At 57.3% G+C, this 15,294-nt stretch carries 16 protein-coding genes; 10 read left to right on the forward strand and 6 right to left on the reverse strand.

Going from position 1 to position 15,294, the window contains the following annotated elements; all coding sequences use genetic code 11:
• The first annotated feature begins 1 nt into the window (after position 1).
• From INF77_RS19685 to INF77_RS19695, 3 genes are all read left to right on the forward strand, one after another.
• The gene (locus INF77_RS19685; RefSeq protein ID WP_193532186.1) at positions 2-1,027 is read left to right on the forward strand and encodes a sugar phosphate isomerase/epimerase; all 1,026 of its coding nucleotides are present in this window, start codon (positions 2-4) and stop codon (positions 1,025-1,027) included.
• Entirely contained in the window at positions 1,020-2,162 is a 1,143-nt protein-coding gene (locus tag INF77_RS19690) for a Gfo/Idh/MocA family protein (protein ID WP_193532187.1), read from the forward strand. The genes INF77_RS19685 and INF77_RS19690 overlap by 8 nt, the downstream gene beginning before the upstream one ends.
• Positions 2,163-2,237: 75 nt before the next feature.
• The gene (locus tag INF77_RS19695; protein WP_047362669.1) at positions 2,238-3,209 is read left to right on the forward strand and encodes a LacI family DNA-binding transcriptional regulator; all 972 of its coding nucleotides are present in this window, start codon (positions 2,238-2,240) and stop codon (positions 3,207-3,209) included.
• On the opposite strand, the gene INF77_RS19700 is transcribed toward INF77_RS19695, so the two are convergent.
• Both INF77_RS19700 and INF77_RS19705 read right to left on the reverse strand, forming a co-directional pair.
• Entirely contained in the window at positions 3,210-4,454 is a 1,245-nt protein-coding gene (locus INF77_RS19700; RefSeq protein ID WP_041911005.1) for a mechanosensitive ion channel family protein, read from the reverse strand.
• Positions 4,455-4,519: 65 nt separating this feature from the next.
• Positions 4,520-5,956, reverse strand: coding sequence for an MFS transporter (locus INF77_RS19705; RefSeq protein WP_048998955.1), 1,437 nt, complete (start codon positions 5,954-5,956; stop codon positions 4,520-4,522).
• Between the two features lie 107 nt (positions 5,957-6,063).
• Between INF77_RS19705 and INF77_RS19710 the strand changes: the two genes are divergently transcribed.
• From INF77_RS19710 to INF77_RS19725, 4 genes are all read left to right on the forward strand, one after another.
• Positions 6,064-6,933: a helix-turn-helix transcriptional regulator gene (locus INF77_RS19710; RefSeq protein WP_193532188.1), complete on the forward strand. Its 870-nt coding sequence runs from the start codon at positions 6,064-6,066 to the stop codon at positions 6,931-6,933.
• 139 nt (positions 6,934-7,072) lie between these two features.
• Positions 7,073-7,402, forward strand: coding sequence for a type II toxin-antitoxin system RelE/ParE family toxin (locus INF77_RS19715; RefSeq protein ID WP_028012246.1), 330 nt, complete (start codon positions 7,073-7,075; stop codon positions 7,400-7,402).
• Complete coding sequence (locus tag INF77_RS19720) at positions 7,383-7,670, forward strand: helix-turn-helix domain-containing protein (RefSeq protein ID WP_028012247.1); 288 nt, start codon at positions 7,383-7,385, stop codon at positions 7,668-7,670. The genes INF77_RS19715 and INF77_RS19720 overlap by 20 nt, the downstream gene beginning before the upstream one ends.
• Positions 7,671-7,748: 78 nt before the next feature.
• Positions 7,749-8,351: a hypothetical protein gene (locus INF77_RS19725; RefSeq protein WP_045260722.1), complete on the forward strand. Its 603-nt coding sequence runs from the start codon at positions 7,749-7,751 to the stop codon at positions 8,349-8,351.
• 27 nt (positions 8,352-8,378) lie between these two features.
• Here the strand turns inward: INF77_RS19725 and nfsB are convergent, their stop codons facing one another.
• The 3 genes from nfsB to INF77_RS19740 form a co-directional block, all read right to left on the reverse strand.
• Positions 8,379-9,032: an oxygen-insensitive NAD(P)H nitroreductase gene (nfsB, locus tag INF77_RS19730; protein ID WP_047367650.1), complete on the reverse strand. Its 654-nt coding sequence runs from the start codon at positions 9,030-9,032 to the stop codon at positions 8,379-8,381.
• 120 nt (positions 9,033-9,152) lie between these two features.
• Entirely contained in the window at positions 9,153-9,521 is a 369-nt protein-coding gene (locus INF77_RS19735; protein ID WP_028012250.1) for an MmcQ/YjbR family DNA-binding protein, read from the reverse strand.
• Complete coding sequence (locus INF77_RS19740; RefSeq protein WP_028012251.1) at positions 9,511-10,101, reverse strand: TetR/AcrR family transcriptional regulator; 591 nt, start codon at positions 10,099-10,101, stop codon at positions 9,511-9,513. The genes INF77_RS19735 and INF77_RS19740 overlap by 11 nt, the downstream gene beginning before the upstream one ends.
• Positions 10,102-10,291: 190 nt before the next feature.
• Here INF77_RS19740 and INF77_RS19745 point away from each other — a divergent pair, with 190 nt between their 5' ends.
• Together INF77_RS19745 and INF77_RS19750 are read left to right on the forward strand one after the other, a co-directional pair.
• The gene (locus INF77_RS19745) at positions 10,292-11,395 is read left to right on the forward strand and encodes a RomA family MBL fold metallo-hydrolase (protein WP_193532189.1); all 1,104 of its coding nucleotides are present in this window, start codon (positions 10,292-10,294) and stop codon (positions 11,393-11,395) included.
• 32 nt (positions 11,396-11,427) lie between these two features.
• Positions 11,428-11,769 carry a RamA family antibiotic efflux transcriptional regulator gene (locus INF77_RS19750; protein WP_028012253.1) on the forward strand — a complete coding sequence of 114 codons (342 nt, stop codon included), beginning with the start codon at positions 11,428-11,430 and terminating at the stop codon, positions 11,767-11,769.
• A 56-nt stretch (positions 11,770-11,825) separates the two neighbouring features.
• On the opposite strand, the gene INF77_RS19755 is transcribed toward INF77_RS19750, so the two are convergent.
• The gene (locus INF77_RS19755; RefSeq protein ID WP_041910998.1) at positions 11,826-12,074 is read right to left on the reverse strand and encodes a DUF1158 domain-containing protein; all 249 of its coding nucleotides are present in this window, start codon (positions 12,072-12,074) and stop codon (positions 11,826-11,828) included.
• A gap of 488 nt (positions 12,075-12,562) precedes the next feature.
• On the opposite strand from INF77_RS19755, the gene INF77_RS19760 reads away from it, so the two are divergent.
• The gene (locus INF77_RS19760) at positions 12,563-15,271 is read left to right on the forward strand and encodes a cation-transporting P-type ATPase (protein WP_193532230.1); all 2,709 of its coding nucleotides are present in this window, start codon (positions 12,563-12,565) and stop codon (positions 15,269-15,271) included.
• The last annotated feature ends 23 nt before the right edge of the window (positions 15,272-15,294 follow it).

Raw genomic sequence — 15,294 nt, forward strand, 5'->3', positions numbered from 1 at the left:
TATGAGGACGATGAAAGGACCCGGCATTTTTCTGTCGCAGTTTATTGGCGCAGAAGCGCCGTTTAACTCGCTCGACGGGCTGGCTGAATGGGCGGCAGGTAAAGGTTATAAGGCGGTGCAGATCCCCTGCAACCATCCGCACATCTTTGACGTCGAGAAAGCGGCGGAGAGCCAGGCCTACTGCGACGACATTACCGCAAAGCTGGCCGCACACGGGCTGGTTATCAGCGAACTGTCGACCCATCTGGAAGGGCAGCTCGTGGCGGTGAATCCGGTTTACAGCGACGCGTTTGACCACTTCGCGCCCGCATCAGTGCGCGGTAACGATGCGGCGCGCCGGGCGTGGGCAACCGAAAAACTGAAGCAGGCGGCGGTCGCCTCGGCAAGATTAGGTCTGAAGGCGCACGCCACCTTCTCCGGCTCGCTGGCGTGGCCGTTTTTCTATCCGTGGCCGCCGCATAACGAGCAGCGTTTTCAGGAAGCGTTCGAGGAGCTGGCAACCCGCTGGCGGCCAATACTGGATAGCTTTGGCGAGCAGGGGGTGGATGTCTGTTTTGAGCTGCATCCCGGGGAAGATCTGCACGACGGCGTGACCTTCGAGCGTTTTTTGGCGCTGGTGGATAACCATCCGCGCTGCAACATCCTCTTTGATCCGAGCCATATGCTGCTCCAGCAGATGGACTATCTGGCCTTTATCGACATCTTCCATGCGCGCATCAAGGCGTTCCACGTGAAGGATGCCGAGTTCCGCCCCAGCGGGCGCAGCGGCGTCTACGGCGGCTACCAGCCGTGGATCAACCGCGCCGGACGCTTCCGCTCGCCCGGCGACGGGCAGATCGACTTTAAGGGCATTTTCAGCAAGCTGACCCAGTACGACTACGACGGCTGGGCGGTGCTGGAGTGGGAGTGCTGCCTGAAGGATGGCGATACCGGCGCGCGCGAAGGCAGCGAATTTATCCGCCGCCATATCATTCCCGTTTCCGGACGGGCGTTTGATGATTTCGCCGCAGGGGGCAGTCATGATTAACGTCGGGATCGTCGGCAGCGGGTTTATTGGCCCGGCACATATCGAGGCGCTCAGGCGCCTCGGGTTTGTTCAGGTGGTCGCGCTGTGTGACGGCTCGCTCGTTAAGGCGCAGGAAAAGGCGCGCCTGCTAAACGTACCGCACGCGTACGGCAGCGTTGAGGAACTGCTCGCGCACCCTGATTTGCACGTAGTGCACAACTGCACGCCGAACCACCTGCACGCACAGATTAACCGCCAGATCCTGCGCGCGGGCAAACACGTGTTTTCCGAAAAGCCGTTGTGCATGACGCCTGAGGAGGCGCGCGAGCTGGTGGCGCTGGCGGAGCAGGCGGACGTGGTGCATGGCGTGAGCTTCGTCTATCGCCAGTTTGCGATGGTGCGTCAGGCGGCGAGCATGCTGCGCGCAAGCAGCCTCGGGCGGATTTTTGCCTCACACGGCAGCTACCTACAGGACTGGATGCTGCTGGAAACCGACTACAACTGGCGGGTGGATGCCGCGCTCGGCGGCGCATCGCGCGCGGTGGCGGATATCGGCTCCCACTGGTGCGACACGGTGCAGTTCGTCACCGGGCGGCGCATTACCGAGGTGATGGCGGATCTCTCCATCGTCTGGCCGACGCGCAGGGCCAGCAAGGGCGGGAATCAAACCTTCTCCCATGACGAACAGGCGGAGTATGAAGACAAACCGGTCACGACCGAAGACTTCGGCTCGGTGCTGTTCCGCTTTGACGACGGCAGCAAGGGCTGCTTTAGCGTCTCGCAGGTGAGCGCCGGGCGTAAAAACCGCCTGACGTTTGAGATCAACGGCAGCGAGCGCTCGCTGGCGTGGGACCAGGAGGTGCCGCAGCAGCTGTGGATCGGCCATCGTGCGCAGGCCAACCAGACGCTCACCGACGATCCAGGCCTGATGAACCCTGACGTGGCCGACAGCGCCCACTTCCCTGGCGGGCATATTGAAGGCTGGCCGGATGCCTTCAAAAATATGATGGCGCAGTTCTACCGCGCCGTGCAGGCGGGCGCAATGCCGGAGACGCCGCAGTTTGCGACGTTTCACGATGGCGCAAACGTGATGTATATCATTGATGCCATTGTGAAAAGCCATCAGCAGCAGCGCTGGGTGCGCGTGGAATGCTGACGCATTGCCCGGTTCGCCGGGCAACAAATTTATGGTAGCCTGCACAAAACGCTAACCGCAGGATGTATCGTCGCTATGTCAATTCAGAAAATCGCTCAGCTGGCCGGGGTTTCCGTGGCAACGGTCTCCCGCGTGCTGAATAACAGCGACACCGTGAAGGCGAAAAACCGCGAGCGCGTTCTGCAGGCGATTCAGGAGAGCAACTACCAGCCAAATCTGCTCGCCCGTCAGCTGCGCACCGCCCGCAGCTATATGATCCTGGTGATGGTGTCCAACATCGCCAACCCGTTCTGCGCCGAAGTGGTGAAGGGCATCGAAGCCGAGGCGGAGAAAAACGGCTACCGCATTCTGCTGTGCAACTCCGGCTCGGACATCGAGCGCTCCCGCTCGGGCTTGAGCCTGCTCTCCGGCAAAATCGTCGACGGCATTATCACCATGGACGCCTTCTCGAAGCTGCCGGAACTTGCCGCGCTGATTGGTTCTGCACCGTGGGTGCAGTGCGCCGAATACGCCGATGCGGGCGCGGTCTCCTGCGTCGGCATCAATGATGTGGACGCTTCACAGCATGCCGTCAGCCAGCTGGCCGACGGCGGCCGCAAGCGTATCGCGATGATCAACCACGATCTCAGCTACAAGTATGCCCGCCTGCGCGAACGCGGCTACAAGAGCGTGATCCACCTGCGGGATCTGGACTATCAGGCGGTGGAGTATGCCAGCGATCTCAGCTCCGGGGCGGGCATGGCGGCGATGCAAAACCTGTTAAAAGATAATCCGCCGGATGCGGTATTTGCCGTTTCCGATACGCTGGCGGCGGGCGCGCTGCGCGCCATTCAGCAGGCAGGTCTGCGGGTGCCAGAGGATATTGCCGTGGTCGGCTTTGACGGTACGGAGCTGGCGGACATGATTTCACTTACCACCATCGAACAGCCGTCGCGCGATATCGGGCGCAAGGCGGTCAATCTTCTCTTAAACAAAATCGACAACCCGGATGCGCCCACGGAAAGGGTGATGATGGACTGGCGCTTTATTTCCCGCGCCAGCACCTGATTATCTGGCAATAACGCCTGCCAGGGAGCGAATATCGTTCCCGGTCGGCGACTGGTGAATACGCAGGCCAAACTCATCCACTACCGCGAAAATATGGTCGAAAATATCGGCCTGAATATCTTCGTATTCCGCCCAGATTACCGTATTGGTAAAGGCATATATTTCAATCGGCAGCCCGTTGGCATCCGGCGCCAGCTGGCGCACCATCAGCGTCATATCTTTACGAATACGCGGATGGTTACGCAGATATTCATTCAGGTAGGCGCGGAAGGTGCCGATATTGGTCATCTTGCGCAGGTTTAATACCGATTCCCCTTCGCCGTTCTGCTGATTCCACAGGCTGATTTCCTCATGGCGCGCGGCCAGATAAGGCTTCAGCAGTTTTGCCTGAATCAGCTTCTGCTGCTCCTGCTCGTCGAGAAAATGAATGCTGGTGGTATCGATATTCAGGCTGCGCTTGATGCGTCGCCCGCCGGAGGCGGACATCCCACTCCAGTTGATAAAGGCGTCGGAGACCAGCGCCCACGTCGGAATGGTGGTGATGGTGTTATCGAAGTTGCGTACTTTAACGGTCGTCAGGCCGATGTCCGTCACCGTACCATTAGCGCCGTACTTCGGCATCTCCAGCCAGTCGCCGAGCTTGAGCATGTCGTTGGCGGAAAGCTGAATACCCGCCACAAGGCCGAGTATCGGGTCTTTAAACACCAGCATCAGGACGGCGGCCATCGCACCCAGACCGCTGATCAGAATCGCCGGGGACTGGCCGATCAGCAGGGAGATAATCAATATCCCCACCAGGATAGCGCTCACCAGCTTGATGCCCTGGAAGATCCCCTTCAGCGGCAACTGCGAGGCGGTCGCCATCTTTTGCGACAGATTAAATATCACGTCCAGCAGCGAGAAGAAGGAGAGCAGGGCATACACCATCACCCACAGCTTCGCGCAGGTGGTGAGTATTTCCGCCGCTTCGCTGCCTTTTTGCAACCACAGTACCGCCTGAACGTTGACGATTATCCCCTGCAGGGTAAAGGCCAGACGGTGAAATAATTTATTCTGGGTAATGATTTGCAGCCATAAATGGCTACTGGCCTGCGCGCGTTTCTCGAATGCGCGCAGCACCAGTTTGTGCAAAATAAAATGAACAATGATGGCGGTGAGAAAAATAATACCAAAGATAATCACTAAAGAGGTGGTGTGATTAATTTCAATCCCTAACTCTTCAACCTGAGCAATTAATTCCTGCATAACGTCTCCTGTATTGTTGCAGCCCCATAATGGCGGCTGCGGATCTATTATGCAAATTCACAGGGTTATTTGGCGGCCTCACAGACCTTCACTACCGGCAGGCAGAGACGATGACGCATGCGCAGCGTCGCCAGCGCCAGGATAACCATCAGGCCGGTTTCCACCGCCAGGAAAAGGGTAATCGCCTGCGCGTAATCCCCGTGGTAATGCTGCAGCCCGTGCAGCAAAATCGCCCCGAAAATGGCCGGTCCCAGACCCAGCGCGGCCTGCTGCAGCGTGCTGAGAATGGCGCTTGCGGCCCCTGCGTCGTCAGGCTGGATGTCGCGCATCCCGATGCGGTAGAAGCTGTTTACAATCAGCGCCTGGCCGTAGCCCACCAGCCCGGTGGCAGGGGCCAGCGTCAGCGCGGTGTTGTTTACGCCCCAAATCCGGAACGTCGCGATGAGCGCCAGCAGGCCGATTATCTGAATTGCCAGACCCGTCAGCAGAATCGTGCTGGTACTGTAGCGGGCAATCAACCGTGGCGCGAACCAGGCAGAGATAAAATAGGTCACGCCCAGGGCGATAAAGCTGTTCCCGGACTGCCACGGCGCCATCCCCAGACCGGTCTGCATGGTCAGCGCCATACAGAACATAAACCCGGACCAGACGCTGAAAAAGAGCAGCGCAATCACGATGCCAAAGCGAACGCTGCGAAGCTGAAGCAGGCGTGGCGGGATCAGCGGATGGGCATTCTCTCTCTCCTTTTTGCGCGCGTTCCGCGCCATCAGCCAGGCCAGCGGAATAATGGCAAGAAGCATAACCTTCAGCGACCACGGCCAGTGCCACTGGGGACCGAGCGCCATCGGGAACAGCAGGCAGCAAAGAATGAGGGCCAGCAGCACGGTGCCTGTCCAGTCGATGCGCGACGGTGTTTCACGACGGGTTTCCGGCACGTAGCGGCGGCTTAACGCCAGCACCACCAGACAAATCGGCACGTTGATAAAGAAGGCGTTACGCCAGCCCAGCCCGGCGATATCCGCCGACACCAGCCAGCCGCCGCCCATCTGCCCGACGATAAACGCAATCCCGCCAATGCCGCCAAACAGGCTAATGGCTTTCGCGTGGGCGCTACCTTTTAGCGTGACGTGCAGCGTGGCGAGGATCTGCGGCATGATGAGCGCTGCCCCCGCGCCCTGAACGATGCGTGCGGCCAGCAGTTGTTCAATATTTCCCGCCATCCCGCACAGCAGCGAGGCCAGCCCAAAAACGGCCACGCCCCACATAAACAGGCGACGGCGGCCAAGGTTATCCCCCAGCTTGCTGCCGAGCGCAAGGCAGACGGCAAAGGCCACGCCGTAGAGAGCGACAATGAGCTCCAGCTCGGTGGCGGTGGCGTGCAGCGAGTGGGTGATGGCGTCCAGCGCCACGTTGGTGATTGAGGTATCAATCATCGGCAGCATCTGGCCGGTTAACAGCAATATCAGGCCTGCGCGACCCGGTGAAACAACTGACGTATTCATGGTAACTCCATTGCGTCATTCATCAGATGGTCGTAGCATCAACCATCTGATAAACGGGTACCAGTTCTTGCTTATACTGGTACTGGCACTACCATGCAGGGGGATTTATGGCCTTGATGTCTGAACCCGTCACCTCAATTCAGGATGACACCCGAAAACAGCTGGGGGCATTTTTACGTGCCCGGCGGGAAAGCCTCGATCCCCAGCGTCTCGGCCTGCCGCGCAGCGGTCGGCGGCGCACGCCGGGCCTGCGCCGGGAAGAGGTGGCGATGCTCGCTGACGTGGGCGTGACCTGGTACACCTGGCTTGAGCAGGGCAGGGACGTCAACCCCTCCAGCGCAGTGATGGCCGCCATCGCAAAAGCGCTGCAGTGCACCCCGACCGAGGCCCGGCATCTTTTCGTGCTCGCCGGCTTGCCGCCGGGTGAAGCCCCGCAGGCGGTCTGCTGCGAGGGTATCAGCGAAGGCACGCGCCGCCTGCTCGATACCCTGATGCCTAAACCCGCCAGCATTCAGAAGCCCAACTTCGACATCGTCGCGTGGAATGACAGCTTCGGGCATCTCATGGGCGTCGATTTCAACGCCATCCCGCCGGAAGACCGCAACTGTATTTACCTGTTCCTTACCCATCCGGCGTGGCGCGCTCGTCTCGGCAGACGCGACGACGTGCTGCCGATTTTCGTCTCCTATTTCCGCGCGGCGATGGCCGAACACCGGGGCGACCCGCTGTGGGAGGCCAAACTGGCGCGCTTCTTCGCGGTGTCCGAAGAGTTCAAAACCCTGTGGCACCAGCGCAACGACGTGCGCGGCGTGGAGAACCAGCTCAAGCTGTTTACCCATCCAGAACTGGGAGATTTTACGCTGCAGCAGATGTACTGGTACTCCGCGCCGCGAAACGGATCGCGGCTACTGGTGTATCTCCCGGTGGATGAGGCGGGGGAAAGGGCGATGGAATGGCTGGCGGCGCAGGGGAAGTAAGTTTTTTGCGAGGCGCTTTCAGGTAATCAAAGCGGCTCCGGTTCTTCCTGTTAAAAATGGGTAAGGTGGGACACGAAAAGCTAAATTAGCCTTTAATGCAAATTGCCTTATATGCTAATATCATCAGGGATGAAATATCGTGTTCAGACTTATCGTTCATGAGGCGGTAAGGGAAGAGATTCTCTTACTACCTGCTGGGGTGAAGGCGAAGCTGATTCGCCAGCTTGATAAATTGCGTTTAAACCCGACGGCTCTTCGGGAACCTGACAGCAAACCATTGCCGCATGGCCTGTTTGAAATAAGGACCGTTGGGCTGATCCATACCCGAGGTATCTATGTTTACCAGCGGGAAAAGACGATTTTTCTTTTGCGCGTGTTTGTTAAGAAGACGCAAAAAACGCCCTCTGCTGAACTTCGTCTGGCACTGAAGCGACAACAGGAGATGTTGGATGAGCAAGAAGATTATTGACTGGGATGAACTCAGGGCTGAACTGTTAAGCGATTCAGAGGTTCAGGCTTCCTTTGATGCAGAAGAGCGCAAGGAGCGTTTGCGGGAGATGCTGGCGCAATGGCGCAATCATGCTGGCCTGACGCGCGCCCAGGTGGCGGAGCGGATGGGCGTCAGCGCACCAACGGTATCAAGAATGGAAGCGAATATTACCCGGGCGAGTCTCGATACATTAACGCGTTATGCGCTGGTGTGCGGGATAAAGCATCCGCAGATTACGCTATATTGATGCTTAATCAACTTGCTGAATTTACGCGATTTCTATTGGAAGTTAAGTTGACTATACTTATGCGATGAGAAACAACTAATGTCGCCACTAATGATTGATTCCGCAGAGTTCAGCCAAAAACTTGGGCTTATCTCCCGAAACGTCGAACATACCGAAGCATTTCTGGCGCGGGGTACTGCGGATTTTCATCTGCCGGGGTTCTTGCTGCCTGTCGGATACCGGCTTTTAAAATCGCGTTATGGTGATGAATATCGTCTCGTGACTACCGATGACGGTAAGCCTTATACGGCGTATGCCGTGAAGCTTACATTTCATAAAGAAATTACCTTTCCCCACGGTGCCGCCACGCAGGTGATGGTATGGCGCACCCCGCGCGCCGTCCACCAGCGCGTAATAAGCGGATTACCGCAATTATTTTTCCAGTGGGTGCTCAGCGAATACGACATCGTAGTCTCCGACAGCGAGCAAACGGGGGACGGGCAACGGTTTTGGCTGCGCATGATCGACTGGGCGTTCACCATGAACTATCGCATTAGCGTGGCAGACGGTACAGTGGGAGAAGAATGGACGTTAACGCCCGTAAACTCTTACGCCGAGCTGGAAGAGCGCTGGATTGCCTTTGCCTGGGGAAGCGATCGCGATGTGCATCCACACCGCAGGCTGGTCATCAGTAAAACGTAACGGGCCGCGTGCAGCGACCCGTTTGAATCAGCACTCAGTCACAATCGTGCTCAGCGGCAGACGAGACTTCGGCAGCGTGGCGTTAAAATCTTCCACGCTGTGATGCCCAACCGGGACCACCACCAGGCTGGTGAAGCCTTTCTCTTTCAGGCCAAACTCTTCATCCAGAATCGCCGCGTCAAAGCCTTCAATCGGCACCGCGTCCAGACCCATCGCGCCCACGCCCAGCAGGAAGTTACCGACGTTCAGGTAAACCTGTTTCGCCATCCACTGGTCGTCATCTTTCAGATCCACGCGGTGCATATCGGCGAAGTAGGTGCGGCCCTTATGGTTCGCGGCTTTAGCTTCCGGCGTGTTGAAACGGCCATCGGCCTCTTCCTGGTCGACAACGCGTTCCAGCCAGGCGTCGTCCATCGCGGTTTTCGCGCAGAACACCACCACGTGAGAGGCGTCCAGCATTTTGCGTTCGTTGAACACGTAAGTGCCTGCGGCGGATTTTGCCACGCGGGCTTTTCCTTCCTCGGTGCTGGCCACAATGAAGTGCCACGGCTGGGAGTTGGTGCTGGAAGGGCTGTACTGCAGCAGGGTTTTGATTTTCTCTGCTTCTTCAGCGGTCAGTTTTTTGGTTGGGTCGAACGCCTTGGTAGAGTGGCGTTTCAGGGCGACAGAAATGATATCCATGACTACTCCTGGTAATGAAATTCGCCCGTGCGCGGGCGCGAAAGGAGAGCAGATTACCGCGCGAAGCGGCAAAAGATAAGTGCGATTCGAGCGGTTATACTGTTCGGCGCAGACGAACAATCAGGCAGGGCGTATCCATTTCTGGTCTTTTTTCGGCAGCTTATCGACGACCAGGTTCCACGAATCCTCGATCAGGTCGGCGACCAGTTCTGGCGTGATGTCCTCGGTGCCGTAGAGCGAAATCCAGTGTTTTTTATTGAGGTGGTAGCCCGGCTCAACGCCACGGTAAATCTGCTGATTTAACAGGGATTTTTCCGGGTCGGATTTCAGGCTAACGTGGGGGCGTCCGTGCGCGGTGGCCATCAGCATAAAAATTTTCCCGCCCACCTTAAACACGTCGTACTCGGGGCCAAACGGCCAACAGTGTTCGGTGAAAGGCATCTCCAGTGCGACGCGTTTTGCGTGCGCCTGCAGGGATTTACTGTCCATCGTTATCCTCCTGAGCCAGCCCGCGCCACATGGCTTCGAAACCCAGCGCTTTAAAATCGGTGGCGCGGGACGGATCGCGGGTGGCAAACTCCATGGTGGTTTCCGCCAGCGATAAGAAAAGCGCATCGCCAAACGTTTTGAATTCATCGGACATAAACACCGGGCGCACCGAACGGCGGCATAGCTCGTGAAGTTCCGGGAACATCTCTTTCACCGCCTGTTCCGTTTCAGCGCTTAGCTTTTCACTCACGCCAATCTGGCGGATCGCCGCATGCGCAACGGGGTTACGAATCCCCCAGTCCACGTAGCTGTTCCAGATATTGCGGGTATGCTCTTTAGGAAGCGTGAGGGTGCGATCGAGGTTCGCCAGCATGGTCTGGCAAAGATCCTGCTTGAGGTGCAGGTAAAGGGCATTCAGCAGATCGTCTTTGGTAGCAAAGTAGCGAAACAGCGTGCCTTCAGCGACGCCCGCATTACGGGCAATTAACGCCGTTGAGGCGGCAATACCTGACTGTGCAAATGCCACCGTCGCGGCTTCCAGTAAGGCCTGTTTTTTATCTTCACTCTTCGGACGTGCCACTAAATTTTTCCCCCTTTCAATTATAAAAACCCTGATTGAAACACGTGCTTTGACACGCTGCAACGCGGAATGTCAAAGATCGAAAACGTCTTGACGACTTTATCATCATATCTATAATGAGTGCTTACTCACTCATAATCAAGTTTCCCTCGCGTAAACCATCGGATGGCGCGCGTTATCGGGTCAGGATATGAAAAAGCCTCTCTTCATCTGCGTGGTGTTCCTCATGATTATTGCTTCAGCTGCGAGTTTACCGTTTGTTCTGAATGCCGGATTTGGCCAGCCGCCGCAGGGTGCGCAGCTCACGGAAGTGGAGGCTTCTCCGCACTATCGCGACGGGAAGTTTCACAACGCGCTCCCGACGCCTGGCTTTACCGGGCAGCAAAACATGCTGGTGGCGTGGTGGCAGTTCCTGACCCGTAAAACCGAAAACGCTCGTCCGGCGCAGCCGCTGCCGCTGGTGAAAACCGATCTGGCGAGCCTGCCTCTGGAGCAGGATACGCTGGTGTGGCTCGGCCACTCCTCGTGGTATATGCAGCTGGCGGGAAAACGCATTCTGATCGACCCGGTCCTCGGCAACTACGCCGCGCCGTTCTCGTTCCTCAATAAAGCGTTTGCGGGAGAGTATCCGTGGCGCGCGGAGAGCATGCCGGAAATCGACCTGCTGATTATCTCGCACGATCACTACGACCATCTGGACTACGCCACCATCCGGGCGCTGCTGCCGAAGGTGAAGCGCGTCGTTACGCCGCTCGGCGTGGGATCCCACCTGCGCTACTGGGGAATGAAGCCTGAGATTATCGACGAACGGGACTGGAACCAGTCGGTGCACATCAGCGATGAGCTGACGGTTCATGTTCTGCCCGCGCGCCACTTCTCGGGGCGCAGCATTAAGCGTGACCAGACCCTGTGGGGCAGCTTCATGTTTGTCACGCCAGAGCAGAAGGTCTACTACAGCGGCGATTCCGGTTATGGCCCGCACTTTAAGGCCATCGGCGAGCAGTTTGGCGAAGTGGATTTAGCCATCATGGAAAACGGCCAGTACGACCAGGACTGGAAGTACATCCACATGCTGCCGGATGAAACGGCGCAGGCCTCGGCGGACCTCAATGCGAAAGCGGTGGTGCCGGGGCATAACGGACGCTTCGTGCTGGCGAAACACACCTGGAACGATCCGCTGATCCAGCTGGCGCGGGCCAGCAAGGACAAAAACTATCGGCTGCTGACGCCGGAGCTGGGTGAGCCGGTCCGTGTGAGCGATAGCACGCAACAATTTCGTGAGTGGTGGGAATAATGTTGAACCAAGAAACAGAGGGGGAGAGCAGCATGACGATTTCCGCTCAGGTCATTGATACGATTGTCGAATGGATCGATGACAACCTACACCAGCCGCTACGCATCGAAGAGATCGCCCGCCACGCGGGTTACTCCAAGTGGCATTTACAGCGGCTGTTTATGCAGTACAAAGGCGAAAGCCTGGGGCGCTACATCCGCGAGCGCAAGCTGCTGCTGGCGGCGCGGGATCTGCGTGAATCTGACGAGCGCGTGTACGAAATCTGCCTGCGCTACGGCTTTGAATCGCAGCAGACGTTTACGCGCATCTTTACCCGCACCTTCCATCAGCCGCCCGGGGCTTACCGAAAAGAGAACCATAGTCGGGCGCATTGAAATTGACGAAACAAAGGCCGGGTAAGGCATCGCTGCTACCCGGCTTTTTTATTGGCCTACGACGCCAGTGAAAACCAGCGGCGCCAGACGAAACGCAGGATGAAGAATTCGATAGCGCCGAGCAGTAAAAACCACACGCAGAACAAAATGGTGTAGAGCTGGTTCAGATCGACCATATGAAAGGTTTGAACCAGCTTCTGCGCCAGCACCAGACCCAGCGACGGCGCGGGTAGCAGTAAGCAAGAGATCAGGGCCATCAATAAAATGCCCCCCGCAGTCAGCAGCGATTCCAACGGGTGTTTCATCGTAATGTTAATCGTCAGTTAAAAATGTCATTGTCCGGCATCCTTTAACGTAAAGCAATATCAACCCGGCGGCCCTTTTTTAATTAAATAATTCCTTCCCCCGAAGAATAATGCGCGGAAGGAGAATAATTTAATCCTGATGATTAAATTAATATCGCGCTATGTAAATAAATGTCTACATCACGAAAATAATTTTACAAACATATAGGTGCTATATCCAATTAACGTCGCAATAACAATGGCTGCGACAATGTATAACGCCAGGCGCCGTCCGCGATAAATACCAAACATGGTTCCCCCTCGTTTAGGATTGGTTTAGAAATATTTTGTAAAAATCAGCTCGTCGAAATAATTTTAATCAATTTTGAATAACCCAGTGGTAAATATATTGCGGTAGATCAATTTTACCCGCAAGACTTTAAAATCAATTTATTTAAGCCAGAAAGGAATTCAGGCTTCTGTTCACCGGAAATTGAAGGAAAAATATGATGACTGAAAAAAAATACTCCCCAAACGTGCCGCCTTCCGGCGGGCTGGCATACCAGCAGACCGCAGAGCAGGTGCTTACCCACGTGCAGAGCCAGGCCAGCGGTCTGGATCGTGCAGAGGCGCAGGCGCGTCTGCAAAAAAAGGGTCCGAACGCGCTGCCGGAGAAAAAAGGTAAACCCGCCTGGCTGCGTTTTTTGGCCCATTTTAACGATGTGCTGATTTACGTTCTGCTGGCCGCCGCGGTATTAACGGCGGTAATGGGTCACTGGGTCGATACGCTGGTAATTTTGGGCGTGGCGGTCATCAATGCGCTAATTGGCCACATTCAGGAAAGCAACGCGGAAAAATCGCTGAAGAGTATTCGCAATATGCTTTCCAGCGAGGCGCGCGTTATTCGTAACGGCAACCATGAAACCATACCGACGACGGAAATAGTTCCGGGCGATATTATTGTATTGCGCGCGGGGGATCGTATTCCGGCGGATATGCGTTTAATCGAGGCGCATAATTTACGCGTGGAGGAGGCGATTCTGACCGGTGAGTCCACCGTGGTGGATAAACACACGAATCCGCTGAGCGGCGAATTACCGCTGGGCGACCGCACCAATATGGTCTTTTCCGGGACGACCGTGAGCGCAGGCGGCGGCATCGGCGTGGTCACCGCGACTGGTAAGGATACGGAACTCGGCCACATCAACCAGATGATGGCGGGCATTGAAAAGCACCGTACCCCGCTGCTGGTGCAGATGGACAAGCTCGGTAAAGCCATCTTCGTCATTATTCTGGCGATGATGGCCGCGCTGTTCGTCTTCAGCCTGATGTTCCGCGAGATCCCGATGGGCGAGCTGCTGCTCTCCCTGATCAGCCTGGCGGTTGCCTCCGTACCGGAAGGTCTGCCGGCGATTATCTCCATCATTCTCTCCCTGGGCGTGCAGGCGATGGCGCGCAAGCGGGCGATTATCCGCAAGCTGCCGACGGTTGAAACCCTGGGCGCGATGACCGTGGTCTGCTCGGATAAAACCGGGACCCTGACCATGAACGAGATGACGGTAAAAGCCATCATCACCGCCGACGTCTGCTACCGCGTGGACGGTAACAGCTACGAGCCGGTAGGCAATATCTACCTGGAAGGCAGCGACGAGCCGGTTCACATCCAGCCGGGCACCGTCCTGGAGCAGTACCTGCGCACCGTTGACCTGTGCAACGACAGCCAGCTGATTCAGGACGAGCGCGGCCTGTGGGGCATTACCGGTGGGCCGACCGAGGGCGCGCTGAAGGTGCTGGCGGCCAAGGCCCACCTCGAGCCGGTCGTGACCACGCTGGTTAACAAGATCCCGTTCGATTCTCAGTACAAGTACATGAGCACCCACTACCAGATTGGCGGTGAGGAGCAGATTTTGATTACCGGTGCGCCGGACGTCATTTTCGCCCTGTGCAACCAGCAGCAGACGCGTAACGGTGCGCAAGCGTTCAACCGTGCGTACTGGGAAACGGAGATGGAGCGCTATGCGCGTCAGGGGCTGCGCATGGTTGCCGCGGCGTTCAAACCGGCGAACGGCGAGCAGGAGCTGACGCACGACGACCTGAGCCACGGCCTGATCTTCCTCGGCATCGCCGGAATGATGGATCCGCCGCGCCCGGAAGCGATTGATGCGATTAACGCCTGCCAGCAGGCGGGGATCCGCGTCAAGATGATCACCGGGGATCACCCGCAGACGGCGATGAGCATCGGCCAGATGCTGGGGATCACCAACAGCGAGCAGGCGGTCACCGGCTATCAGCTGGAGAAAATGGACGACGCCGAGCTGGCGGAAGCGGCAGTGAAATATGACATCTTCGCCCGTACCAGCCCGGAGCATAAGCTGCGCCTGGTGAAAGCGCTGCAGGACAAAGGTGAAATCGTCGGCATGACCGGTGACGGCGTAAACGATGCCCCGGCGCTGCGCCAGGCAGACGTCGGCATCGCGATGGGCATCAAAGGCACGGAAGTCACCAAAGAGGCGGCGGACATGGTCCTGACGGATGATAACTTCGCCACCATAGCCAGCGCGGTGAAAGAGGGACGTCGCGTTTACGACAACCTGAAGAAAACCATCCTGTTCATCATGCCGACCAACCTGGCGCAGGGGCTGCTGATTGTGATTGCGCTGCTGGCGGGGAACATCATTCCGCTAACGCCAGTGCTGATTTTGTGGATGAACATGGCGACCTCCGCCACGCTCTCCTTCGGCCTGGCCTTTGAGGCCGCCGAGCGCAACATCATGCGCCGCCCGCCGCGCCAGACCGGGCAGCACGTAATGGACGCCTACGCCGTGTGGCGCGTGGCCTTCGTCGGCACCATGATTGCCATCGCCGCCTTTGCGCTTGAAGCCTGGCTGGCCCCGCGCGGGCACAGCGCGGAGTTCATCCGCACCGTGCTGCTGCAGATGCTGGTCTGCGCCCAGTGGGTGTACATGATTAACTGCCGCAACACCGAAGGGTTCTCCCTCAACCGCGGCCTGCTGGCGAACAAAGGGATCTGGCTGGTGACGGGCGTACTGTTCCTGCTCCAGGCGGCCATTATCTACCTGCCGTTTATGCAGATGCTGTTCGGCACCGAAGCGCTGCCGCTGCGCTACTGGTTCGTGACGCTGGCGGTGGCTGGAGGGATGTTCTTCGTCGTCGAAATCGAGAAGCGACTGACCCGCAGGTTCCGTAAGGCTGCATAACGAAAATCTTACCCCTCATCCTA

Origin of the sequence: Enterobacter cloacae complex sp. P1B (assembly GCF_014982345.1) — a bacterium.
Taxonomy (GTDB): Bacteria; Pseudomonadota; Gammaproteobacteria; order Enterobacterales; family Enterobacteriaceae; genus Enterobacter; species Enterobacter bugandensis.

Bases quoted from the DNA above. Each gene is read 5' to 3' on its own strand.
- INF77_RS19710 (WP_193532188.1), top strand. From the start codon at position 6,064: ATGGCCTTGATGTCTGAACCCGTCACCTCAATTCAGGATGACACCCGA.
- INF77_RS19720 (WP_028012247.1), top strand. From the start codon at position 7,383: ATGAGCAAGAAGATTATTGACTGGGATGAACTCAGGGCTGAACTGTTA.
- INF77_RS19700 (WP_041911005.1), bottom strand. From the start codon at position 4,454: ATGCAGGAATTAATTGCTCAGGTTGAAGAGTTAGGGATTGAAATTAAT.
- INF77_RS19705 (WP_048998955.1), bottom strand. From the start codon at position 5,956: ATGAATACGTCAGTTGTTTCACCGGGTCGCGCAGGCCTGATATTGCTG.
- INF77_RS19745 (WP_193532189.1), top strand. From the start codon at position 10,292: ATGAAAAAGCCTCTCTTCATCTGCGTGGTGTTCCTCATGATTATTGCT.
- INF77_RS19725 (WP_045260722.1), top strand. From the start codon at position 7,749: ATGTCGCCACTAATGATTGATTCCGCAGAGTTCAGCCAAAAACTTGGG.
- INF77_RS19690 (WP_193532187.1), top strand. From the start codon at position 1,020: ATGATTAACGTCGGGATCGTCGGCAGCGGGTTTATTGGCCCGGCACAT.
- INF77_RS19685 (WP_193532186.1), top strand. From the start codon at position 2: ATGAGGACGATGAAAGGACCCGGCATTTTTCTGTCGCAGTTTATTGGC.
- nfsB (WP_047367650.1), bottom strand. From the start codon at position 9,032: ATGGATATCATTTCTGTCGCCCTGAAACGCCACTCTACCAAGGCGTTC.
- INF77_RS19750 (WP_028012253.1), top strand. From the start codon at position 11,428: ATGACGATTTCCGCTCAGGTCATTGATACGATTGTCGAATGGATCGAT.
- INF77_RS19755 (WP_041910998.1), bottom strand. From the start codon at position 12,074: ATGAAACACCCGTTGGAATCGCTGCTGACTGCGGGGGGCATTTTATTG.
- INF77_RS19735 (WP_028012250.1), bottom strand. From the start codon at position 9,521: ATGGACAGTAAATCCCTGCAGGCGCACGCAAAACGCGTCGCACTGGAG.
- INF77_RS19760 (WP_193532230.1), top strand. From the start codon at position 12,563: ATGACTGAAAAAAAATACTCCCCAAACGTGCCGCCTTCCGGCGGGCTG.
- INF77_RS19695 (WP_047362669.1), top strand. From the start codon at position 2,238: ATGTCAATTCAGAAAATCGCTCAGCTGGCCGGGGTTTCCGTGGCAACG.